The 22,341-nt window shown below is 65.3% G+C and carries 24 protein-coding genes; 17 read left to right on the top strand and 7 right to left on the bottom strand.

What is annotated here, in order from left to right; translation table 11 throughout:
- Positions 1 to 13: 13 nt before the first annotated feature.
- Positions 14 to 952: a D-2-hydroxyacid dehydrogenase gene (locus KGR00_RS08200; protein ID WP_224417185.1), complete on the bottom strand. Its 939-nt coding sequence runs from the start codon at positions 950 to 952 to the stop codon at positions 14 to 16.
- Positions 953 to 1,147: 195 nt separating this feature from the next.
- Here KGR00_RS08200 and KGR00_RS08205 point away from each other — a divergent pair, with 195 nt between their 5' ends.
- From KGR00_RS08205 to KGR00_RS08270, 14 genes are all read left to right on the top strand, one after another.
- Positions 1,148 to 1,414 carry a zinc ribbon domain-containing protein gene (locus tag KGR00_RS08205; RefSeq protein ID WP_224417184.1) on the top strand — a complete coding sequence of 89 codons (267 nt, stop codon included), beginning with the start codon at positions 1,148 to 1,150 and terminating at the stop codon, positions 1,412 to 1,414.
- A 62-nt stretch (positions 1,415 to 1,476) separates the two neighbouring features.
- Positions 1,477 to 3,258 carry an aspartate--tRNA ligase gene (gene aspS / locus KGR00_RS08210; protein ID WP_129138349.1) on the top strand — a complete coding sequence of 594 codons (1,782 nt, stop codon included), beginning with the start codon at positions 1,477 to 1,479 and terminating at the stop codon, positions 3,256 to 3,258.
- Positions 3,259 to 3,396: 138 nt separating this feature from the next.
- A complete protein-coding gene (locus tag KGR00_RS08215) occupies positions 3,397 to 4,146 on the top strand; it encodes a YebC/PmpR family DNA-binding transcriptional regulator (RefSeq protein WP_129138348.1) in 750 nt (249 codons plus the stop codon).
- Positions 4,147 to 4,191: 45 nt separating this feature from the next.
- Positions 4,192 to 4,731, top strand: a complete 540-nt coding sequence (ruvC, locus tag KGR00_RS08220; protein WP_224417183.1) for a crossover junction endodeoxyribonuclease RuvC — start codon at positions 4,192 to 4,194, stop codon at positions 4,729 to 4,731.
- A 67-nt stretch (positions 4,732 to 4,798) separates the two neighbouring features.
- Positions 4,799 to 5,407 carry a Holliday junction branch migration protein RuvA gene (gene ruvA, locus KGR00_RS08225; RefSeq protein WP_129138346.1) on the top strand — a complete coding sequence of 203 codons (609 nt, stop codon included), beginning with the start codon at positions 4,799 to 4,801 and terminating at the stop codon, positions 5,405 to 5,407.
- A gap of 6 nt (positions 5,408 to 5,413) precedes the next feature.
- Positions 5,414 to 6,451 (top strand): Holliday junction branch migration DNA helicase RuvB, encoded by a 1,038-nt coding sequence (gene ruvB, locus KGR00_RS08230; RefSeq protein WP_224417182.1) that lies wholly within the window; start codon positions 5,414 to 5,416, stop codon positions 6,449 to 6,451.
- Complete coding sequence (gene ybgC, locus KGR00_RS08235) at positions 6,448 to 6,849, top strand: tol-pal system-associated acyl-CoA thioesterase (RefSeq protein ID WP_129138344.1); 402 nt, start codon at positions 6,448 to 6,450, stop codon at positions 6,847 to 6,849. Before ruvB ends, ybgC begins: the two co-directional genes overlap by 4 nt.
- Before the next feature lie 18 nt (positions 6,850 to 6,867).
- Complete coding sequence (gene tolQ, locus KGR00_RS08240; protein WP_129138343.1) at positions 6,868 to 7,557, top strand: protein TolQ; 690 nt, start codon at positions 6,868 to 6,870, stop codon at positions 7,555 to 7,557.
- Between the two features lie 15 nt (positions 7,558 to 7,572).
- Complete coding sequence (tolR, locus tag KGR00_RS08245) at positions 7,573 to 8,013, top strand: protein TolR (protein ID WP_224419795.1); 441 nt, start codon at positions 7,573 to 7,575, stop codon at positions 8,011 to 8,013.
- Positions 8,014 to 8,022: 9 nt separating this feature from the next.
- Positions 8,023 to 9,159 carry a cell envelope integrity protein TolA gene (tolA, locus tag KGR00_RS08250; protein ID WP_224424389.1) on the top strand — a complete coding sequence of 379 codons (1,137 nt, stop codon included), beginning with the start codon at positions 8,023 to 8,025 and terminating at the stop codon, positions 9,157 to 9,159.
- A complete protein-coding gene (tolB, locus tag KGR00_RS08255) occupies positions 9,159 to 10,448 on the top strand; it encodes a Tol-Pal system beta propeller repeat protein TolB (protein WP_224417180.1) in 1,290 nt (429 codons plus the stop codon). The genes tolA and tolB overlap by 1 nt, the downstream gene beginning before the upstream one ends.
- Before the next feature lie 55 nt (positions 10,449 to 10,503).
- Complete coding sequence (pal, locus tag KGR00_RS08260; protein ID WP_129138340.1) at positions 10,504 to 11,043, top strand: peptidoglycan-associated lipoprotein Pal; 540 nt, start codon at positions 10,504 to 10,506, stop codon at positions 11,041 to 11,043.
- 76 nt (positions 11,044 to 11,119) lie between these two features.
- The gene (gene ybgF / locus KGR00_RS08265; RefSeq protein ID WP_129138339.1) at positions 11,120 to 11,887 is read left to right on the top strand and encodes a tol-pal system protein YbgF; all 768 of its coding nucleotides are present in this window, start codon (positions 11,120 to 11,122) and stop codon (positions 11,885 to 11,887) included.
- Positions 11,888 to 11,906: 19 nt separating this feature from the next.
- Positions 11,907 to 12,668, top strand: a complete 762-nt coding sequence (locus tag KGR00_RS08270; protein ID WP_224417179.1) for a YciK family oxidoreductase — start codon at positions 11,907 to 11,909, stop codon at positions 12,666 to 12,668.
- Between the two features lie 57 nt (positions 12,669 to 12,725).
- Here KGR00_RS08270 and KGR00_RS08275 read toward each other — a convergent pair whose 3' ends face one another.
- The 3 genes from KGR00_RS08275 to KGR00_RS08285 are packed head-to-tail and all read right to left on the bottom strand — an operon-like array spanning position 12,726 to position 15,498.
- A complete protein-coding gene (locus tag KGR00_RS08275) occupies positions 12,726 to 13,409 on the bottom strand; it encodes an HAD-IA family hydrolase (protein WP_224417178.1) in 684 nt (227 codons plus the stop codon).
- Positions 13,406 to 14,137, bottom strand: a complete 732-nt coding sequence (gene ubiG / locus KGR00_RS08280) for a bifunctional 2-polyprenyl-6-hydroxyphenol methylase/3-demethylubiquinol 3-O-methyltransferase UbiG (RefSeq protein WP_224417177.1) — start codon at positions 14,135 to 14,137, stop codon at positions 13,406 to 13,408. Before ubiG ends, KGR00_RS08275 begins: the two co-directional genes overlap by 4 nt.
- A complete protein-coding gene (locus KGR00_RS08285) occupies positions 14,134 to 15,498 on the bottom strand; it encodes a TRZ/ATZ family hydrolase (protein WP_224417176.1) in 1,365 nt (454 codons plus the stop codon). Before KGR00_RS08285 ends, ubiG begins: the two co-directional genes overlap by 4 nt.
- A gap of 250 nt (positions 15,499 to 15,748) precedes the next feature.
- Between KGR00_RS08285 and galU the strand changes: the two genes are divergently transcribed.
- The 3 genes from galU (at position 15,749) to KGR00_RS08300 (ending at position 19,093) form a co-directional block, all read left to right on the top strand.
- Positions 15,749 to 16,636 (top strand): UTP--glucose-1-phosphate uridylyltransferase GalU, encoded by an 888-nt coding sequence (gene galU, locus KGR00_RS08290; RefSeq protein ID WP_129138334.1) that lies wholly within the window; start codon positions 15,749 to 15,751, stop codon positions 16,634 to 16,636.
- 3 nt (positions 16,637 to 16,639) lie between these two features.
- Complete coding sequence (locus KGR00_RS08295) at positions 16,640 to 17,935, top strand: nucleotide sugar dehydrogenase (protein ID WP_129138333.1); 1,296 nt, start codon at positions 16,640 to 16,642, stop codon at positions 17,933 to 17,935.
- 411 nt (positions 17,936 to 18,346) lie between these two features.
- On the top strand, positions 18,347 to 19,093 hold the full coding sequence (locus KGR00_RS08300; protein ID WP_224417175.1) for an SDR family oxidoreductase: 747 nt from the start codon (positions 18,347 to 18,349) through the stop codon (positions 19,091 to 19,093).
- Positions 19,094 to 19,264: 171 nt separating this feature from the next.
- Here KGR00_RS08300 and KGR00_RS08305 read toward each other — a convergent pair whose 3' ends face one another.
- Genes KGR00_RS08305 through KGR00_RS08315 form a run of 3 tightly spaced genes read right to left on the bottom strand, consistent with a single transcriptional unit; the run spans position 19,265 to position 22,337 of the window.
- Complete coding sequence (locus tag KGR00_RS08305; RefSeq protein WP_224417174.1) at positions 19,265 to 20,317, bottom strand: NAD(P)H-dependent oxidoreductase; 1,053 nt, start codon at positions 20,315 to 20,317, stop codon at positions 19,265 to 19,267.
- 30 nt (positions 20,318 to 20,347) lie between these two features.
- Positions 20,348 to 21,193, bottom strand: a complete 846-nt coding sequence (locus KGR00_RS08310) for a tetratricopeptide repeat protein (RefSeq protein WP_224417173.1) — start codon at positions 21,191 to 21,193, stop codon at positions 20,348 to 20,350.
- On the bottom strand, positions 21,186 to 22,337 hold the full coding sequence (locus tag KGR00_RS08315) for a hypothetical protein (RefSeq protein ID WP_224424390.1): 1,152 nt from the start codon (positions 22,335 to 22,337) through the stop codon (positions 21,186 to 21,188). The genes KGR00_RS08310 and KGR00_RS08315 overlap by 8 nt, the downstream gene beginning before the upstream one ends.
- Positions 22,338 to 22,341 lie beyond the last annotated feature (4 nt).

Below are 22,341 nucleotides of genomic sequence, written 5' to 3' on the forward strand. Positions count from 1 at the left end.
TTTCGCTCGTGTCTCAGCGATTCGCTTTCCAGTGTCTGATGTTGTCGGCCGTGAGTGCGATCACGTTCTGGCGTGCCTCGGGGCTGATCCAGGCGTTATGAGGCGTGACGATCAGGTTGAGCGGTTCCTCGAGCGCGCTCAGCAGGGGGTGGCCGTCGCGGGGCGGTTCGCCGGGCAGCACGTCCACGCCCAGGCCGCCGAGCCGGCCGTCGCGCAGCGCCGTCAGCGCCGCCGCCTCGTCGATGATGCCGCCACGCGCGCAGTTGATCAGCAGGGCACCCGGCTTGAGCCGGGTCAGCAACGCCTCGTCGATCAGGTGGCGTGTCGCCTCGGTGAGCGGGCAGTGCAGGCTGATGATGTCGGCTTCGGGTGCGAGGTCGGCGAGCGGTCTGCGGGAGTCCTCGCCTTCGTTGCCGGGGCGGGCGGCGAAGTCGACGTGCATGCCGAAGGCCTCGGCCAGGCGTGCCACGGCACGTCCGAGCTCGCCGCTGCCGACGATCACCAGACGCTTGCCGTCGAGCTGCAGGGTGCGATGATCGAGCAGACAGAAGATCGGGGCGCGGTTCCAGGCGCCCTCGCGGACATCGCGCTGATAGAGCGGCAGGCGGTTGGCCAGGCTGAGCATCAGCATCAGCGTATGCTGGGCGACGCTGGCCGTGCCGTAGGCGGTGACGTTGCGCACCGTGATCCCCAGTCGCTCGGCGGCGGCCATGTCGATGTTGTTGGTCCCCGTGGCCAGCACGCCGATCATGCGCAACTCGGGCAGGTCGCCGAGCAGGGCCTCGTCGAGCACGACCTTGTTGACCAGCGCGATCTCGGCGCCGGCCAGGCGCTCTCGGCAGGTGTCGGGGGGCGAGAGGTCGTAAACCTCGAGGGTATCGACCTCGCGGCGCAGCGGTTGCAGGTCGATGTCGTCGCCCAGCGTGGCGGCATCGAGTATCACGGCTTTCATGGCAATTCCTTGTCGACGGAAACTTCCTCGCGCCGCCGAGCGACAACTTGCCCGCCCGGGGCCGCGGCACGCTATAATATGCGGCTTTCGCGGCAGGCTTGGAAAGCGCGACGGCTGGCCACATCATAGGGATGATCGCCGTAGGCTCGAGCAGGCTGCCTGCGGCAGAGACTTCGTCACAGAGTGATTAGAACCATGCCCATCTACGAATATGAGTGCAAGGCCTGTGGCCATCGCCTGGAAAAGCTTCAGAAGGTCGGTGCGCCGGCGCTGACCGATTGTCCCGCCTGTCAGGCCAGCGAGTTGTCGCGGCTGATCTCCGCGGCGGGCTTTCGCCTCGCCGGGGGTGGCTGGTACGAGACCGACTTCAAGTCCGGTGGTACCAAGCGCAACCTCGCCGGGGACGCCAGCAAGTCGTCGGGCGGTGACGCCAAGCCGGCCGACAGCAAGGCAACCGCCTGATCGTTCTCCGCCGGCGCCGGCCGGCGGAGAAGCACTCTCAAAGCAACGGAACAGGATTTGACATGCGCAGCCATTATTGCGGCCAGTTGAACGAGACTCTGGTGGACCAGGAGGTCACGCTGTGCGGATGGGTACACCGCCGCCGTGACCACGGGGGAGTGATCTTCCTCGACATGCGCGATCGCGACGGCATCGCCCAGGTCGTGGTCGACCCCGATACCCCGGATGCGTTCGCCCATGCTGACCGCGCCCGCAGCGAATACGTGCTGCGCATCCGCGGGCGCATTCGTCTGCGCCCCGAGGGCACCCAGAATCCCGGCATGCCCACCGGGATGATCGAGGTCCTGGCCAAGGAGGTCGAGGTCCTCAACACCGCCGCCACGCCGCCGTTCCAGCTCGACGAGCACGGCAAGGTGGGCGAGGAGGTGCGCCTCAAGTATCGCTACATCGACCTGCGCCGTCCGGAGATGATCGACAAGCTGCGGCTGCGTTCGCGGATCACCCACAGCGTGCGTGCCTATCTCGAGAACGAGGGCTTCCTCGACATCGAGACGCCGGTGCTGACCCGCGCGACCCCGGAAGGGGCCCGCGACTATCTGGTCCCCAGCCGCACCCATGAAGGCCACTTCTTCGCCCTGCCGCAGTCACCGCAGCTGTTCAAGCAGTTGCTGATGGTCTCGGGGCTGGATCGCTACTATCAGGTCGCCAAGTGCTTCCGCGACGAGGACCTGCGCGCCGACCGTCAGCCGGAATTCACCCAGATCGACATCGAGGCCTCGTTCATCGACGAGGAGGCGATCATGGGCATCACCGAGGGCATGATCCGCCAGCTCTTCCACGACGTGCTCGACGTCGAGCTGCCGGCCTTCCCGCGGATGACCTATGCCGAGGCGATGCGCCGTTACGGCTCCGACAAGCCGGACCTGCGCATTCCGCTGGAACTGGTCGACGTCGACGACCTGATGAAGGACGTCGACTTCAAGGTCTTCTCCGGCCCGGCCAACGCCGACGACGGCCGCGTGGCGGCGCTCAAGGTCAGCGGGGGCGCCAAGCTGACCCGCAAGGAGATCGACGAGTACACCCGCTTCGTGGGCATCTACGGCGCCAAGGGGCTGGCCTGGATCAAGGTCAACGAGCGCGCCAAGGGGCTCGAGGGGCTGCAGTCGCCGATCGTCAAGTTCATGGATGGCATCGTCGAGACGCTGCTCGACCGGGTGGGCGCCGAGGACGGCGACATCATCTTCTTCGGCGCCGACAAGGCGCGCATCGTCAGCGAGGCGATCGGCGCGCTGCGCGTCAGGCTCGGCGAGGATCTCGACCTCTATACCCAGGCCTGGGCACCGCTGTGGGTGGTCGACTTCCCGATGTTCGAGGATGACGGCGGTGCTCGCCTGCAGGCGTTGCACCATCCGTTCACGGCGCCGTCCTGCGACGTCGAGACACTCAGGAACAACCCCGTCGAGGCGCTGTCGCGGGCCTACGACATGGTGCTCAACGGTACCGAACTGGGCGGCGGGTCGATCCGTATCCATGATCAGGCGATGCAGCGTGCGGTGCTCGAGGTGCTGGGCATCGGCGAGGACGAGGCCAACGAGAAGTTCGGTTTCCTGCTCGAGGCGCTGAAGTTCGGGGCGCCGCCCCATGGCGGTCTGGCGTTCGGCCTCGACCGGCTGGTGATGCTGATGACCGGGGCGCGCACCATCCGTGAAGTGATCGCCTTCCCCAAGACCCAGAGCGCCGCGGACCTGATGACCGACGCGCCGGGCGAGGTGAGCGCCGAGCAGCTCAAGGAGCTCAACATCCGCCTGCGTCAGAAGCCCAAGGTGGCGACCGACGAGGCGTGATGCCCCTGGCCCGGGCCGCCGCGACACGGTGGCCCGGGTTCGGTACCCGATGCGGGCCGACGACTCATCGATTCCCGTCACGGCGACCGGCGAGCTGATCACAGCGGCGCCGGTCTTTCCGATTAAGGAGACCATGAGATGGCTGGCCATAGTAAATGGGCGAACATCAAGCACCGCAAGGCGGCGCAGGATGCCAAGAAGGGCAAGGTATTCACCAAGCTGATTCGTGAACTCAGCGTGGCGGCACGCCAGGGTGGCGGCGAGCCCGACGACAATCCGCGACTGCGCGCGGCGGTCGACAAGGCGCTCGCCAACAACATGACCAAGGACACCATCCAGCGCGCGATCGACCGGGGCGCCGGCAATGCCGACGGCGACGCCATGGAAGAGGCCGTCTACGAGGGCTACGGGCCGGACGGTGTCGCGGTGCTGGTCGAATGCCTGACCGACAATCGCAACCGCACGGTGTCCGACGTGCGGCACGCCTTCAGCAAGCACGGCGGCAACCTGGGCACCTCCGGCTCGGTGGCGTTTCTCTTCAACAAGCAGGGGCGGCTGAACTTTGCCGCCGACAGCGACGAGGAGACGATCATGGAAGCGGCCCTGGAGGGCGGCGCCGAGGACGTCGTGACTCACGACGATGGCGCGATCGAGGTGATCACCACGCCCAAGGCCTTCGGCGAGGTCAAGGATGCGCTCGTCGCCCGGGGGCTCGAGCCCGAGCACAGCGAAGTGGGGATGTTTCCCGAGACCTATTCACCGATCGAGGACGTCGAGGTGGCCAGGAAGGTCGTCGGGCTCTTCGACCGCCTCGAGGATCTGGATGACGTACAGAATGTCTATTCCAACGCCGACTTCGCCGACGATGTGCTCGCCGAGCTCCACTGATCCAGCGGCCGGCGCCCGCGTGAGCCGGCATCGGTGGCGCCCGGCATGATCGTGCTGGGCATCGACCCCGGCTCGCGAATCACCGGCTACGGGGTGCTGGATCTCGGCGCGACGCGGCCCGCCTACGTCGCCAGCGGCTGCATCCGCATCAAGGCCGACGACCTGGCTCAGAAGCTGGCACAGGTCTATGCCGGCGTGGCCGAGTTGATTGCCCGCTATCGCCCGGCGGAATTCGCCATCGAGCAGGTCTTCCTGGCGCGCAATCCCGATTCGGCGCTCAAGCTGGGCCAGGCCCGGGGCACGGCGATCGTCTGTGCCGCCAATCACGGCCTGGCGGTGCATGAATACGCGGCCCGCCAGATCAAGCAGGCGGTGACCGGCACCGGAGCGGCCGACAAGGCTCAGGTCCAGCACATGGTGACGGCGCTGCTCGCGCTCGACGCTACGCCCCAGGCGGATGCCGCCGACGCGCTGGCCATCGCCCTGACCCATGCCAACGCCCGCGCCGGCCTGCTGCCACGGGCCGGACGCAGCACCCGGCGTCGCAGCGGACGCCAGGCGTGGCGGGACTTTCGACCCGAGTGAGCCGCGCTGGCCAGTCGTCCGGGTGACCAGTATAGTGATCACCCAGTCATCTCAAGGAAAGTATCGCATGATTGGACGCCTGCGAGGCACCCTGCTGGAAAAGCAGCCCCCCTGGCTGGTCGTCGACGTGGGCGGCGTCGGCTACGAACTCGAGGCCTCGATGAACACCTTGCTGGCCCTGCCGGGCATCGGTGACACCGTTCAGCTCTATACCCATCTGAGCATCCGCGATGATGCGCACCTGCTCTACGGGTTCTTCCGCGAACCCGAGCGGGCGCTGTTCCGGGCGCTGGTCAAGGTCAACGGGGTGGGGCCCAAGCTGGCCCTGGCGATCCTTTCCGGCATGGAGCAGGACCAGTTCATTCGTTGTGTCATGGACAGCGACGTCAAGGCGCTCACCCGGCTCCCCGGGGTCGGCAGGAAGACCGCCGAGCGGTTGATCGTCGAGATGCACGACCGCTTTCCGCACTGGTCCGGCGGGCAGGGCGGTCTCGACGTCGACGGAGCGACGCCTTCCACGTCGCCGGCGAGCGACCCGCAGGCCGACGCCGAGGCGGCGCTGGTGGCGCTGGGCTACAAGCCGACCGAGGCCGGCCGCATGCTCTCGGGACTCGATGAGGGCCTGTCGACGGAAGCGCTGATCAAGGCCGCCCTGGCCCGCAAGTTTGCAGGATAATCCGCGATGATCGACAGCGATCGCCTGATAGCCGCCGCGCCCCAGGAGGGCGAGCCTCATCACGACCACGCGATTCGTCCCCGGCGGCTGACCGACTACATCGGCCAGCCCCGGGTCCGCGAACAACTGGACATCTTCATCGCCGCCGCGCGCCGCCGCGGCGACAGTCTCGATCACACCCTGGTATTCGGCCCGCCGGGGCTGGGCAAGACCACGCTCGCCAACATCATCGCCTCCGAAATGGAGGTCGACATCAAGTCGACCTCCGGGCCGGTGCTGGAACGCGCAGGGGATCTCGCCGCCATGCTCACCAACCTGCAGGCGGGCGACGTGCTGTTCATCGACGAGATCCATCGTCTGCCGGCCGCCGTGGAAGAGGTCTTGTACCCGGCGATGGAGGACTTCCAGCTCGACATCATGATCGGCGAGGGGCCGGCGGCGCGCTCGATCAAGCTCGACCTGCCGCGTTTCACCCTGGTGGGCGCGACCACTCGCGCGGGGCTTCTGACCTCGCCGCTGCGCGATCGCTTCGGCATCGTCCAGCGTCTGGAGTTCTACGCCATCGACGAGCTCACCGAGATCGTCGCCCGCTCGGCGCGACTGCTGGGCATCGAGGCGGAGCCGGCGGGAGCCGCCGAAGTCGCGCGGCGCGCGCGGGGGACGCCGCGCATCGCCAATCGACTGCTGCGCCGCGTGCGCGACTATGCCGAGATCCGCGGCGACGGGCGGCTGACCGAGGAGACCGCCGACCGGGCTCTGAACATGCTGCACGTCGACAGCCACGGGCTCGATCACATGGACCGCCGGCTGCTGCTGGCGATGATCGAGAAGTTCGACGGCGGGCCGGTGGGGGTCGACAGCCTCGCCGCGGCGATCAGCGAGGAGCGTGACACCATCGAGGACGTCATCGAGCCCTATCTGATTCAGCAGGGCTTCATGCTGCGCACCGCGCGGGGGCGCATGGTCACCCGCCAGGCCTATCTGCATTTCGGCCTGGAGGCCCTGGAAGGCGCCCCCGAAGCGAGTGGCGAGGGACGCCCATGACGGCATTCGCGATTCCGGTGACGGTCTACATCGAGGACACCGACGCCGGTGGCATCGTCTATTACGTCAACTATCTGAAATACATGGAGCGGGCACGCAGCGAGTGGTTGCGCGCCGGAGGCCTGACCCAGCGCGGATTGCTCGACGACGGCATCCAGCTGGTCGTGCACCGGCTCGAATGCCGTTACGCCAAGCCCGCCCGACTCGACGACCGGCTACGGGTCACGGCCGAGGTCGTCGAACGCACGTCGTGCCGGCTGCGTTTTCGCCAGCAGGTGCTGGCAGGCGGGGAACCCTTGTGCGACGCGGACGTCGATATTGCCTGTATCGACGCGACGCGACTTCGCCCTACACGGTGGCCGGCGGCACTTGCCGCGGTCTTGAATGGATACGCTTAACCACTGACGAGGACGCACGTGAACGATTCCCTGTCCATTCCCAACCTGATCATGAACGCCAGTCTGGTCGTCCAGTTGGTGATGTTGCTGCTGATCGTGGGGTCCATCGCCTCCTGGGTGGTGATCTTCCAGCGCAGCTTCGTCCTCAGCCGGGCGAAGAAGGCCCATCGTGCCTTCGAGGACCGTTTCTGGTCGGGGGTCGACCTCAATGAACTCTATCGCGAGACGCCGCCGGAACAGGACGTGGTCGGCGCCGAACACATCTTTCGTGCCGGCTTTCGCGAATTCAACCGGCTGATGCCCAAGACGCGCAGCAGTCAGGCGATTCTCGACGGCGTGCAGCGGGCGATGCGGGTCGCCTGGTCGCGCGAGGAGGAGCGTCTCAACCAGCACCTGATCTTCCTCGCCACGGTGGCGTCATCGAGCCCCTACATCGGCCTGTTCGGTACCGTGTGGGGCATCATGGGCTCCTTCATGGGCCTGTCGATGGCCCAGCAGGCGACGCTGTCCACGGTCGCGCCCTGGATCGCCGAGGCGTTGATCGCCACCGCCATGGGGCTGTTCGCGGCGATCCCCGCGGTGATCTTCTACAATCGCCTGTCGGCTCAGTCCAACCGGATCCTCGGCCAGTACGAGGACTTCGCCGAGGAGTTTCATTCCATCCTGCACCGCAACCTCCAGGGGCGCGGTGATCGCGAGGCAGCCTGAGGAGCGACGGTCATGATGCACGGACCCTTCAATCGCGGCCCGCATCGCAAGCCCATGGGCGAAATCAACGTCGTGCCCTTCATCGACGTGATGCTGGTGTTGCTGGTGATCTTCATGATCACCGCCCCCATGATGACCCAGGGGGTGCAGGTCGAACTGCCCAAGGTGAGCTCGGAGCCCATCGACGTCCCCGACGACAGCGAGCCGCTGGTCGTTTCCGTCAATCGCGACGGCGACTACTTCCTGTCGGTGGGTGACGGCCAGACACCGCTGAGCCTCGACGAGATCAGCAACAAGGTGATCGCCATCCTCCAGCGCAAGCCGCAGACGCCGGTGATGGTGAAGGGGGACCAGAGCGTTTCCTACGGGCAGGTCGTGACGCTGATGAGCACGCTGCAGACGGCCGGGGTGCCCAACGTGGGGCTGATCTCCGATCCGCCCCCGGCGAAGCGATGAGGAAACACGATGGCTAGAAAGGAAAGGCGGGTAGGCTATGGTCTACCTGTGGTCCTCGCCATTGGCCTTCATCTGGGCGTGCTCGTCTTGAGTCTCCTGCACTGGCCGGCCAGCGAGCCCGAGCCGTCCTCCGCGTCGATCGTCAAGGCGACCCTGGTGAGTACCGAGACGGCGACCGATCAGGCGCAGCGTGCCCAGGAGGCCCAGGCGCGCGCCGCCGAGGCCCAGAAGCAGGCGGAGCAGGACGCCAAGGCGAAACAGGCCGAGGAAGACGCCCAGGCGAAAGCCGAGCAGCAGGCGCGTGAACAGGCCGCCAAGCAGCAACAGGCCGAGGCGGCGCGTCAGCAGCAACTCGAGGCGATCGAGAAGGCGCGTCAGCAGGCCGAAGAGGCCGCCCAGCGCCGTGCCGAGGAAGCCGAGCAGGCTGCTCAGCGTCAGGCCGCGGCGGAGAAGCAGCGCAAGGCCGAAGCCGAGGCCCGCCGGCAAGCCGAAGCCGAGAAACAGCGCAAGGCCGAAGAGGCTCGCAAGCAGCAGGCCGAGGCCGAGAAACGGCGCAAGGCCGAGGAGGCCCGCAAGCAGGCCGAAGCCGAGAAGCAGCGCAAGGCCGAGGAGGCTCGCAAGCAGGCCGAAGCCGAGAAGCAGCGCAAGGCCGAGGAGGCCCGCAAGCAGGCCGAGGCCGAGAAACAGCGCAAGGCCGAAGAGGCTCGCAAGCAGGCCGAAGCTGAGAAAAAGCGCAAGGCCGAAGAGGCGGCCGAACGCGCGGCACAAGCGGCCAAGCAGGCTGCCCAGCAGGCGCTCGATCAGTCGATTGCCGGCGAGGAGCAGGCGATCGCCAATGCCAGACAGGCGGCCCAGGCGGCGAATGGCTTCAAGAATCTGGTCAAGCGCGCAGTGGAACAGGCCTGGATCATTCCGGCATCGGCGAGCAATCAGCTTCGGGCCGTGGTGCACCTCACCCTGCTGCCCACCGGCGAGCTGGTGGATGCCACGATCCAGAAGAGCAGTGGCGATCCCACTTTCGATCGCTCGGTATTGCAGGCCGTCGAGCGGGCGGCACCGTTTCGGGAAATGCGCGACTTGCCGCCATCGGCACAGCGCCAGTTCCGTGACTTCAATCTCGATTTCAACCCTGAGGATGTGCGCTGATGAAACGACTGACCCCGTATTTGTGCGGCTGGTTGATCCTGCTGTTCAGCAGTCTGGCCAGTGCCGACCTGACCATCCAGATCACCAAGGGCAGCGATCAGGCGATTCCCATCGCCGTGGTGCCCTTCGCGGAACAGGGTGGCACGCTGCCCGAGGACATCGCCGATATCGTCAGCAACGATCTGGCCCGCAGCGGCCAGTTCGATCCGCTCGCCCGCAGCGCCCTGGTGGCCACGCCCCACACCAGCGATCAGGTCTACTATCGTGACTGGCGGGCCGTCGACAGCAACTACGTGGTCGTCGGCCAGGTCACGCCGCAAGGCAACGACTACCGCATCCAGTTCGAGCTGATGGATGTCTACGGCGAGAAACGCATGCTCGGCGAGGCGGTCACCGTCTCGGCCAATCAGTTACGCGCCGGGGCTCACTATGTCAGCGACAAGGTGTTCGAGGCGATCACCGGCGTGCGTGGCGCCTTCTCGACGCGCATCGCCTACGTCACGGCACAGGGCGCGGGCGACGATCGCCAGTTCGCGCTGCATGTCGCCGACGCCGACGGCCACAACGGCCAGCAGATCCTCGTTTCCGACGACCCCATCATGTCGCCCGCCTGGTCGCCCGACGGCAAGAAGCTGGCCTATGTGTCCTTCGAGTCGGGCAACTCGGCGATCTACGTGCAGAATCTGGCGACCGGTCAGCGTGTGCAACTGACCTCGTTCTCCGGCATCAACGGCGCCCCGGCGTGGTCGCCCGATGGCCGGCGGCTGGCGATGTCGCTCTCCAAGGACGGTCAGCCGGAAATCTACGTGATGGATATCGGGACACGTGGTCTGCAGCGCCTGACCAACAACGACTCGATCGACACCGAACCGTCCTGGGCGCCGGACGGCCAGAGCCTGGTGTTCACCTCGGATCGCAGCGGCGGCCCGCAACTCTACCGCTACAATCTGGGCAGCGGGCAGAGCGAGCGCCTCACCTTCACCGGCAACTACAATTCCCGTGGACGCTTCTCGCCGGACGGCAAGACGCTGTTCATGATTCACCGCGGCAACGACGGCTTTCACGTCGCCAGGCAGGATCTCGACACCAACCGGCTGACGATTCTCAGCGACTCGCGGTGGGACGAGTCACCGAGTGTCGCGCCGAACGGCAGCATGGTAATCTTCGCTACCCAGCAGGGTAACCGCGGGGTGCTGAGTGTGGTGTCGGCCGATGGCAATGCGTCCTACCGTCTGCCCTCGGCCCAGGGCGACGTGCGCGAACCGGCATGGTCGCCCTTCATGAATTGACGTCGCGGGACAAGCGACATCTCGTGTCATTCGAATTCCGAGCAAGGAGTTGACAATGAAGTTCAAACCGTACGCCAAAGGTCTGGCAGTGGCTGTCTCGTTGGCCGTGATGGCCGGCTGTTCCAGCAGCGGTGGCACCCAGGACGGGAGCATGAATGGCACCGGCGGAGGCACCGCAGGCGGCATGGGCGCCGGTGGCCAGGGCGTCTCCGGCGGCCAGGTCAGCGGCACCCAGATGGGAGGCGGGCAGCAGCAGCAGGCCGGCATCCCCGACGTGCGGACCATCTACTTCGATTACGACAAGGACACCATTCGTCCCGAATTCGAGTCGGTGCTGAATTCGAACGCCCAGTATCTGCGCAGCCACCCCAACGCGAACGTCGTCCTGCAGGGCCATACCGACGAGCGCGGTACCCGCGAGTACAACCTCGGCCTCGGTGAGCGCCGGGCGCAATCGGTGGAGCGTTTCCTGACCGTGCAGGGCGTGTCGCCGTCACAGATCGATGTCGTGAGCTACGGTGAGGAACGTCCGGCGGTGGAAGGACACAACGAACAGGCTTACGCCAAGAACCGTCGCGTCATCCTCGATTACTGAGCAACGCTGTCTCGCCCGGGTCCGCGATGATGTCGGCGGTCCGGGCGATGTCTTCCAGTCATAGGCGGAGTCGAGCATGAAACACCGTCTGAAAGGACTGTGCGGCGCGGGAGCCCTGGTGCTCCCGCTGACCGTATGGGCCGCCCCCGTGGTCGAGGATCTCGCGGCCAAGCAGAGCAACTTCTATCAGCAGACCCAGGCTCGCGAGGAGCCCGGGGGCAACCTGGTGCTGTTCAACCAGCTCCAGGAGAATCAGGAGGCCATCAAGCAGCTGCGCGGTCAGCTCGAGGAGCTGCGCTATCAGCTCGAACAGCAGAAGCAGCTCTCCCAGGAACGCTATCTGGATCTCGAGAAGCGTGTCGATCAGCTCGGCCGCGGTGGTGGTACCGGAGGCAGTGACGCGGGTGCCGCGTCCGACGGTCAGCGTGTCGACGACGGTGCCGCCGACAGCGTGGCGGCCGCCAGCCAGGACGGCCGACAGGCCTATCAGGCGGCCTTCGAGAAGGTTCAGGCGCGGGATTTCGATGCCGCCACCCGTGCCTTCGAGGCGTTCGTCAAGGATTACCCGCAGTCGCCGTTGCGACCCAACGGCTATTATTGGTTGGGGGAGCTCTATTCGGCGCGTTCCGAACTCGACAAGGCGGCGCAGTCGTTCAATACCGTGATCGAGGATTACTCGCAGAGCAGCAAGGTGCCCGATGCCCTGTACAAGCTGGGTCTGCTCAAGGCGCGCCAGGGCCAGCCCGATGCCAGCAAGCAACTGCTCCAGCGAGTGACCCAGGAATACCCCGACAGCAACGCCGCCAGCATGGCCAAGGACTTCCTCAACCAGTCCGGCCTGTGAGGGGCAGGGAGACGGCGTCATGACCTGCAAGATCGACTATCGGGCGAGCGACGACCTGCTCGCCGATCGCGTGATCCTGGTGACCGGAGCCGGCGACGGGATCGGTCGGGCCGCCGCAAAAAGCTATGCGGCCCATGGTGCGACGGTGATCCTGCTGGGGCGTACCACCGCCAAGCTGGAGAGCGTCTACGACGAGATCGAAGCGGCCGGCGGCCCGCAGCCGGCGATCTTCCCGCTCAACTTCGAGGGGGCAACGCTCAAGGACTATCAGGAGATGGCCGAGACGCTCGACAAGGCGTTCGGCCGCCTGGACGGCATCCTGCACAACGCCGGTCTGCTGGGACGGATCACGCCCTTCGAGCAGTATCCGCCGGCACTCTGGGAGCAGGTCATGCAGGTCAACCTGAATGGCCCGATATGGATGACCCAGGCTCTGCTGCCATTGCTCAAGGCGTCTCGCGACGCCTCGGTGATCTTCACGTCCTCCAGTGTCGGTCGTAAGGGGCGTGCCTTCTGGGGTAGCTACGCGGTCTCCAAGTTCGCCACAGAGGGCTTCGTCCAGGTGCTGGCCGACGAACTCGAGAACCTGTCGTCGATCCGCGTCAACAGTCTCAACCCCGGTGCGACGCGCACCCGAATGCGCCAGAGCGCCTTTCCCGGCGAAGACCCGGCGACGCTGCGCAGTGCCGAGCAGATCATGCCCACCTATCTGTGGCTGATGGGCCCGGACAGCCGCGGGCATACCGGCGAGCGGTTCGACGCTCAGCCGCCGCGGCGTTAGGGGGCTGAGCCCGCCGGTCACCCGCTCCGGGCCGACCGGCGTCGCGCCATCCCGCCTTCAGGCGTCGCGCTCGACCGCCAGCAACGCCGCGGCCAGCGCCTGCGGCGTCTCGAACCAGCGGTCGGCCTGCCAGCGCTCGCGATCCTCCGCCTCGTCGATGTAGCCATACCCCACCGCGATCGCGCGCATGCCGGCAGCATGCGCGGCGAGCATGTCGCGGGCATGATCGCCGATGTACCAGCACGCGTCCGGGGCGACACCCAGTTCACGCGCCGCGGCCCACAGCGGTTCCGGGGCGGGCTTCTTGACCGGCAGATCGTCGGCGCACAGCAGGGCACCGGGCTTGAGACCCAATGCCTCGATCAGCGGTGCCGCATAGGCGCGCGGCTTGTTGGTGACGATCCCCCAGGCGATACGTGGCCGCGACCAGGCGGCCAGCAGCGGCTCAAGGCCGGAGAAGACCCTGCTCTCGGCGGCGACGTCGCGCCCGTAGCTGTCGAGCAGGAACTGCCGGGCGCTGGCGTGATCGGGGTGCGAGGCCTCCAGGCCCAGCGCCAGGGTCACCAGGGCGCTGCCGCCGTTGGAGACCTGGGCGCGAATCAGCGGATAGGGCAACGCCTCGAGCCCGTGATGCGCGCGCAGGGCGTTGGTGGCCCGGGCCAGGTCCGGGGCGGTGTCGACCAGGGTGCCGTCGAGGTCGAAGAGCAGGGCCTGAGGAGGCGTGGTCGCGGGCTCGCTCATGGCGTCTCCAGCGAGCAGTGCATGAGGTAGTTGACCGAGACGTCATGGGCCGCGAGGCGATAGCGGCGGGTCAGCGGGTTGTAGGTGAGCCCGCTCTGCTCGCGCACGCGCAGTCCCGTCGCCCGGCACCAGTTGGAAAGCTCCGAGGGGCGGATGAACTTGCGATACTCATGGGTGCCCCGCGGCAGCAGGCCGAGAACGTACTCGGCGCCGAGAATCGCGAAGGCATAGGCCTTGGGGTTGCGATTGATGGTCGAGAAGAACACATGCCCGCCGGGGCGGACCAGCGTCGCGCAGGCGCGCACCACGGCCGCCGGATCGGGCACGTGTTCGAGCATCTCCAGGCAGGTCACGACGTCGAACTCGCCGGGATGCTCGTGGGCCATTTCCTCGGCACTGGCCTGGCGGTAAACCACCTCGGCGCCGCTTTCCTGCTGATGGAGGCGGGCCACCGACAGCGGCGCCTCGCCGAGATCGATGCCGGTCACCGTGGCGCCGCGATGGGCCATCGCCTCGCTGAGGATGCCGCCGCCGCAGCCGATGTCGATCACCGTCTTGCCGGCGAGGCCGGCGCGCGCGTCGATGAAGTCGAGACGCAGCGGGTTGATCTCGTGCAGCGGCTTGAACTCGCCTTCGGCGTCCCACCAGCGATTGGCCAGTGCCTCGAACTTGGCGATTTCATTGTGATCGACGTTATGGCGGCGGTCTTCGCCTTGCGCCTGAGTCATTGAGCCTCTCCCGATTGGCTGGTGGTGGCCATGGCGCGCTGCTGTTCCATGGCCATGCGCGTGAGTGCCTCGACATCGCTGTCGCAGAGAATGCCGTCCACCAGCCGTGGGTGACCCGCCACCCAGGAATGGCTGACCTGACGGCTGTTCATGGCGTAGACGATCGCCGAGGCGGGGTGATGGACGGGCAGGGTGTTGATGGCCTGCAGATCGACGGCGATCAGATCGGCCTCGAAGCCGTTGCGCAACTGGCCGATCCGGTCGCCGAGCCCCAGCGCGTGCGCGCTGTCGCGGGTGGCCATGGCCAGGGCCTCGATGGCCGGCAGGGCCGCGGCGTCGCCGCTGACGCCCTTGGCGAGCAGCGCGGCACTGCGCAGTTCGTCGATCATGTCCAGGTCGTTGTTGCTGGCGGCGCCGTCGGTGCCCAGAGCGACGTTGACGCCGGCGCGCCGCAGGCGCTCCACCGGACAGAAGCCGCTGGCCAGCTTGAGGTTGGACTGCGGACAGTGGATGACCTGGGTGCCGGTCTCGCGCAGCATCGCCAAATCCGTGTCGTCGACCTGAGTGACGTGGACCGCCTGGAAGCGCTCGCCGAGCAGCCCGGCCTCGAACAGGCGCTGCAACGGCCGCTTGCCGTGCTTGGCCAGCCCCTGCTCGACTTCGTCGGCGGTCTCGTGGACGTGCATCTGAACCGGCAGGTCGAGCCGCTCGCGGGCCTCGAGCAGGCGCCGCAGGCTGTCGTCGCCGACGGTGTAGGGGGCGTGAGGGCCGAAGGCCAGTTCGATCAGCGGATGATCGCGATAGCGTTCCACCAGTGCCCGGGTGCGTTCGAGGCCGGTGCCGAAATCGGCGGCCCAGGGGGTGGGGAAGTCGATCAGCGGCGTGCAGAGCTGGGTACGGATGCCGGCCTGGGCCACCACCTCCGCCACCGCTTCGGGGGCCAGGTACATGTCGGCGAAGGTGGTGGTCCCCGAGCGCAGCATCTCGGCGATCGCCAGGCGGGTGCCGTCGGCGACGAAGCGCGGATTGACGTGGGCCGCCTCGGCGGGCCAGATGTGCTCGTTGAGCCAGGTCATCAGCGGCAGGTCGTCGGCGAAGCCGCGCATCAGGCTCATCCCGGCGTGGTTGTGGGCGTTGACCAGACCGGGCAGCAGGGCATGGTGGCCGAGGGCCAGCACTCGGCGCGCCCTGACCCGACGGCGCGCTTCCTCGATGGGCCAGGGGCCGAGCAGCCGCCCGGCATCGATCGCCACGGCATGGTCGTCCAGGGTCGGCAGACCCTCGCTCATCGGCAGCACCCAGCGGGCCTCGATCAACAACTCGACGTCGAGCGGGGTGCCTGGCGGAGCATGAGATGGCATCGCGGACCTCCTGCGGTATGATCCCGGCATTCTACCTGTTATCGAGCGCTTTGGGGGCCGGCCGGGACGCTGGCATGTCTGTCGCGGTTGGCGTTTACCCCACCGATTCGCCGTTGACGGTCACGTCGGGCGCGCATAGATGTTATCGTTTGTGAACGAGGCGCCCGGGCGTCTCGGCTCGCTGCAGGATGCGGCGGGTCACGCAACGCTATGACATACTCGAATCATTCGTGCATGAAGGAGGGACCCCATGATCCGTAAGGCTGTACTTCCCGTCGCCGGGCTCGGCACCCGCTGCCTGCCCGCCTCCAAGGCGATCCCCAAGGAAATGATCACCATCGTCGACAAGCCGGTGATCCAGTACGTGGTCGAGGAGGCGGTCAAGGCCGGCATCAAGGAGATCGTGCTGGTCACGCATTCCAGCAAGGGGGCGATCGAGAACCACTTCGACAAGCATTACGAACTCGAGGCGATGCTCGAGGCCAAGGGCAAGGACGACATGCTCGCCGAGGTGCGCGGCATCGTGCCCGACGATGTCAGCATCATCGCCGTGCGCCAGCCCGAAGCGCTGGGCCTGGGCCATGCCATCCTCTGCGCGCGCCCGGTGATCGGCGACGATCCGTTCGCGGTGTTGTTGCCCGACGTGCTGGTCGACGATGCCGGCCTGACGCGCAACGATCTGGCGGGAATGATCGAGGCCTTCGACAAGACCGGCGCCGCGCAGATCATGGTCGAGAACGTGCCCGAGGAGCTGACCTACAAGTACGGCATCGTGGCGCTCGACGGCGAGACCCCGGCGCCGGGCAAGAGCGCCCCGATCAGCGACATGGTGGAGAAGCCCAAGGTCGAGGAGGCGCCGTCGACGCTGGCGGTGATCGGCCGTTATCTGCTGCCGCCGGAAATCTTCCCGCTGCTCGCCGATACCCCGCCGGGCGCCGGTAACGAGATCCAGCTCACCGACGCCATCGACCGGCTGCGTCAGGACAAGCCGGTCGCCGCCTACCGGATGCAGGGCGCGACCTACGACTGCGGCCACCAGCTCGGTTATCTCGAGGCCACGCTGGTCTTCGCCAAGCGCCATCCCAAGTTCGGCGACGGCTTCAACGCCCTTCTGCAGCGTTACGCCAGCGAGGGGTAAGCGATGCGAATCATCGTGCATGGAAGCGAGCTCGCGGCGGCCACGGCCGCGGCGGCCCTGGCGTCGGTCGGCCACCAGGTCGACTGGTATCCGCATCCCGATGCGCCCTGGAGCCAACTGGCCGAAGCCGACTGGCTGTCCCGCGAACCCTCGGTGGCCGAGCAGCTCTCGGCCAGCCGCGAGGCCGGGGCGCTGCAGGTGTTCGATGCCACCGACGGTCTCGAGACCTGCGGCGAGGTGGATATCGTATGGCTGGCCCTGGCGCCGGACCAGCGCGAGGCCGCCGAACAGTTCATCGACGCCATCGCCGGCGGGCAGACCTCACCGCTGGTGGTGGTCAACAACTCGACCTTCCCGGTGGGTCAGACCGAATCGCTCGAAGCCCTGCTGCGGCACGCCTCTCAGGTGGCGGTGGTGCTGCCCGACATGCTCGAGGAGGGGCGCGCCTGGCAGGTCTTCACCCGACCGTCGCGCTGGTTGCTGGGCTGTGAGGACGACTGGGCGGCGGACCAGGTCCGCGAACTGTTGCGCGCCTTCAACCGGCGTGCCGAGGTCTTTCAGCGCATGCCGCGGCGTGCCGCCGAGCTGACCAAGCTGGCGATCAACGGCATGCTGGCCACCCGCATCAGCTACATGAACGAGGTGGCCGGGCTGGCGGACTCGCTGGGCGTGGACGTCGAGCACGTCCGCCAGGGGATGGGCGCCGACACGCGTATCGGCTACGAGTATCTCTATCCCGGGTGTGGTTTCGGCGGCCCCAATTTCTCCCGCGACCTGATGCGTCTGGCCGATGTCCAGCACGAGACCGGGCGCGAGTCCCAGTTGCTCGAGCAGGTCCTGGACATCAACGAGCACAAGAAGGAGACGCTGTTCCGCAAGCTGTGGACGCATTTCCACGGCCAACTGGAAGGGCGTCGCGTGGCCATCTGGGGGGCGGCCTTCAAGCCGGGGACCACGCGCATCGACCACGCGCCGGTGCTGACCCTGCTACGGGCGCTGTGGGCCCAGGGCGTCCACGTGCAACTCCACGATCCGGCGGCACTCCCGGCCCTGCGCAAGGAGGTCGGCGCCCATCCGCTGCTGAGCCTGTACGAGGACGATCCCTATGCGGCCTGCGAAGGGGCCGATGCGCTGATGCTCGTCACCGAGTGGAAGTGTTACTGGAACCCGGACTGGCGGCGCCTCGCGGAGACCCTCGGCTCGCGCCTGATTCTCGACGGTCGCAACATCTACGACCCCGTCTACGTGGCCGCCCGCGGGCTGGTCTATCGGGGTATCGGCAGACGTGCCGATCCCTAGCGAGGTTTTTCACAGTCAGGCCTGGCCGGCTAACCGGAGGATGGTACCCCAAGCTGGCCTGTGGGCGATGCCAGTTGTACTGATGAAGCGAGGCAGGCAGATGCCTGCCTCTCCTTTCCCAGCTTGCATCGCTCAACATAGGCGTCATTGATGCGAGCGCTTTATGGCTGGTGCAGCCCGCACTCCTTCATCGATGACCGGAGCGGCCAGCAGGATTCGACCATGTGGCATGAGACGCGCATTCTCATGGAGGCATCCGGCCCTTCTGGAGAGGGGGTTCGTACCTTCCCTGGCCCGGTAGGCGCCGAATGAACAACCTGCCGAGAGATCACATCTCGCGTTTCCGTCTTCCCAAAATCGGCGTCGCCGCCCAGGATGGAGACGTCTTTCAACACGAAACGGAACATTGCGATGAGTGACGTCATGCTGGTGACCGGCGGTAGCCGGGGAATCGGTGCCGCCGTGGCCCGCCTGGGAGCGGCGGCGGGTTATCGGGTCTGCATCAATTATCGGGGTAACCGGCAGGCCGCCGAGGCGGTGGTCGACGAGATCGTCGCGGCCGGCGGCGGGGCGATCGCCGTGGCTGCCGATGTGGCCGAGGAGGGCGAGGTCGTGCGACTCTTCGAGTGCATCGACCGAGAACTGGGGCCGGTGACCGCGCTGGTCAACAATGCCGGCATCCTCGAGCGGCAGTGTCGCGTGGCCGACATGGATGCTGCCCGCTTGGCCCGCATTCTGGCCGTCAATGTCACCGGTAGCTTTCTCTGCGCCCGCGAGGCGATCCGCCGCATGTCCATCGCGCAGGGCGGTACCGGCGGCGCCATCGTCAACCTCTCCTCGGTTGCCGCGCGGCTCGGCGCGCCCCATGAATATGTCGACTACGCCGCCACCAAGGGCGCCATCGATACCTTCACGGTCGGCCTGGCCAAGGAGGTCGCCGACGAAGGCATTCGTGTCAACGCCGTGCGTCCGGGGATCATTTATACCGATATCCACGCCAGTGGCGGAGAACCCGAACGCGTCGATCGTCTCAAGGATACGGTGCCGATGCGCCGTGGCGGTCAAGCCGAGGAAGTCGCCCGGGCGGTCCTCTGGCTGCTCTCCGATGCGGCCTCGTATACCACCGGGACCTGTATCGATGTGACCGGCGGTCGCTAGAGTTCTCGAATCAGCACGACTCGTTGATTCCCTCCCGCCGGCGTGGTGAGGCCAGGAAAAGATCGGTGGCCGGTCATTCCGGTGGGAGCGAACTGGTTCGCGATAAACATTGCCTCGGATCAGCCGTTATCGGGAATGAGTTCGACGGCTCCGGGCATTGGCAGCAGCTCGCTATTGTGCCCAGCGCCCCAGTTCGTGGAGCTTCTCGAACCAGGCCTGTCGGGTCTTGAGTGTCAGTGACTCGACCTGGCCGATCAGTGTTTCTTCGATAGGGGCGATGCCCACGAAGCCCAGGATGTTGCGCTCCAGCGACTTGACGCTGTGAGCGCGATAGAAATGCTGGTAGACCAGCGCAGGCATGCCCATGGTCACCACCACCCGTGCAGAACGCCCGGTAAGCCCCTTGCGTCCGAAGGGATTGTGCTTCTCGTACTCGAAAGCGAAGCCCGGCCGCGCCACCTGTTCCAGAAAGCCCTTGAGCAGTGCCGGCATGTCGCCGAGCCAGAGCGGGAATATCAGCACCAGATGCTCCGCCCAGGCGATCGACGCCTGCGCGGAGCGTAGCGACTCGGGTAACGGGCCTTCCTGCCAGGCCTTCTGACTGCACAATAGCGGGAAATCCAGCGTGGCGACATCGATCACCCGCACCGCGTGGCCGGTCGCCTCAGCCCCTTCCAGGTAGTGCTGGGCCAGGGCATGGCATAGGTGCGGTTCGCTGGCGTCGGGATGGCCCTGGATGATCACGATGCGCCGGGTCATGGGCCCCTCGCGGTGGTCAATACTCTTACCGAGCCTAGCGCACCGACGAGAACCGGCGAGATGGGTTTGTCTGGTACCAGCCGACATGAACTCTTTGATCGAGTGGGCTTGGGGCGCAGCGGGGCTATCACACCAGTGAGCCCCGCCCTCGATGGCCTGCATCCCGCCGTTGGCCAGGGTGACACTGGCGCCGAGCACCTTGGCCCAGTCGGCGCCGGTGTCCTTGTCGCTGAGCAGTTCCTTGTCGACCACCAGCAGGGTGCTCCAGAGCACCAGGCCCAGTGCCGCGACCTTGCCGTAGCTGCCGGCACTGCCAATGGTAACGCCCATGTCCCGGGCGCTTTGTTGCAGATCCTCCCAGCGCTGCTGTCGCTCTTCGGGACCGTAGGTCTCGCCCCGGGTGCTATCGCTCGACCTTTCGAGAGCCTCGCCTTGCAACGCGAAGGCGGGCAGGGCGACAGCCATGCGTCGGCATGGCTGATAAAATGCCAAACGTCACTTGACGCGCCGTATGAGCCCACCGCCGATACGGATATTATTCTCTTCCTGCCAGGCATTAGACTCACGTAGAGCTTCGTCGATCTGCTCTTGGGTCATTTCCTTGGCGATACGTTGCTTGCCTTTTACGCCGGCGGTGCCGCTCAGGTCGTAATATTTATAGGCTTTGACAAGGTTCTTTTCTGTGCCAATGCCTTTCTCATAATATGTCGCCAGCACATAAAACTGCCCTGGATTGTATCCTGCTTTCTCTGATAGAGCTGCTTGCTTTCTCCACTTAAAAGATAAGCTTTCATCTTGATCAACTCCATCGCCATTCTTGTAAATGGCGGAAAGACTGGCGGCAGACTGAGAGTCACCTTGAGAAGCAGCTTTTTTTAACCAGTAAATGGCGCTTTCAATATCTTTTTCGAAGACGTCGTTTAAAGTTTTTCCCCAGTAAGATTGGCCTAGAGTTCTTTGAGATTTTACATACCCTTTTTTTCCTGATTTGAGCAGTAGCTCTCTAACCTTGTCAAGGTCTTTTTCAACAAGCTGTCCATTGTAATACATTGTGGAGAGAGAGTAGCCTGCATCAATAACCCCTTTATTCCAAGCCTTTTTTAAATGGTATATGGCTTTCTTGTAATCTACAGTGATGCCTGATTCTTTGTCGCCATTTAAATATCTAAGACCCATTGTGTAGTCTATGCATGGGTTGCTGCTAGTGTTATTTTCATTAACAGTATGAGTTTTGCAGGAAGTTTCTAAAGCTTGAGTGTCCGACTCTTTGGACTGAGAGTTCGCAAAGCTAGGGGTGTAGGTAAAGGATAAACATGCCACGAATATTAATATTTTAATCATTGCCAAACTCCAAAAGTAAAGCGTCACCGGATTGATAGTTTTCTGAACTTGGGGTTTTTAAAACAATTTTCAGTATGACCAAGCTTCCTAAGGTGCTGTTTTCATAATCCTGGCTTATCTTCCAGCCATATCTGTCTTTAGGGGAAGTTTCTTCTAACATGTCTTTTTCGTTGTTTCCAAAGCCGCCGCCTTGAGTTTTTTTGTCAATCGTAGATGGAGCGCTGTCATAAGTTTTCCTGATTGTGTAGTCAAATAATAATTCTCCAGTTTCTGGTGAGGATAGTGAAAATATGAATTCGAACTCTTTGAGTTTGGGTAAGCTAACGTCCAAAGTTATTTTTTTCGCTGAACTGGGTCCCGGCCCTGCGTGAATGGCTTCTCGCCATGACAACTGCGCCACCACCCCTTGGAAGACCATCTCCAGCGAACTCTGTTCCGAGGCCATGTCGTCGAAGGGTTGAACCTGGCTAGTGTGATTCCCGATCAGGCTGCGGTCGATCCACATTTGCACAGAGGGGGCTACCAGGGTGACCGTCCAGTAGCCGACGAGCAGGGTGACGATGCCGACGAGCAGACCGACCGCCAGGCCGATCCCGGTACTGGCGCCGATCACCATCAGGGTGGCGAGGCCGCCGCCCACGGTGACGCCGCCCATGATCATGCTATTCTCGGCGCTGGCGGACTGGCCAAGACGCAAGGCGCGGGCGGCTTCGGTCAGCTTCTTGACGCCGTCCCAGATCGATACCAGGCCGCCGACCGCGCCCAGCACTTTACCGGCCAGCTTCCATTTGCCGTTGGCCACCATTCGGGCGAGGGTACCGTCCTCGGCCAGGCTGGCGGCGCGGATCTTCGTGTAGCCCTCGATGGCCTGCATACCGCCGTTGGCCAGGGTGACACTGGCGCCGAGCACCTTGGCCCAGTCGGCGCCGGTGTCCTCGTCGCTGAGCAGTTCCTTGTCGACCACCAGCAGGCCCAGTGCCGCGACCTTGCCGTAGCTGCCGTCGCCGCCAAGGGTAACGCCCACGTCCCGGGCGCTTTGCTGCAGATCCTCCCAGCGCTGCTGTCGCTCTTCGGGGCTGTAGGTCTCGTCGAGGGCGCTATCGCTCAATCGTTCGAGGACCTCGGCGTCCAGTGCGACAGCCATGCGT

This window comes from Modicisalibacter sp. MOD 31.J (genome assembly GCF_020147985.1).
GTDB classification, from domain to species: domain Bacteria; phylum Pseudomonadota; class Gammaproteobacteria; order Pseudomonadales; family Halomonadaceae; genus Modicisalibacter; species Modicisalibacter coralii.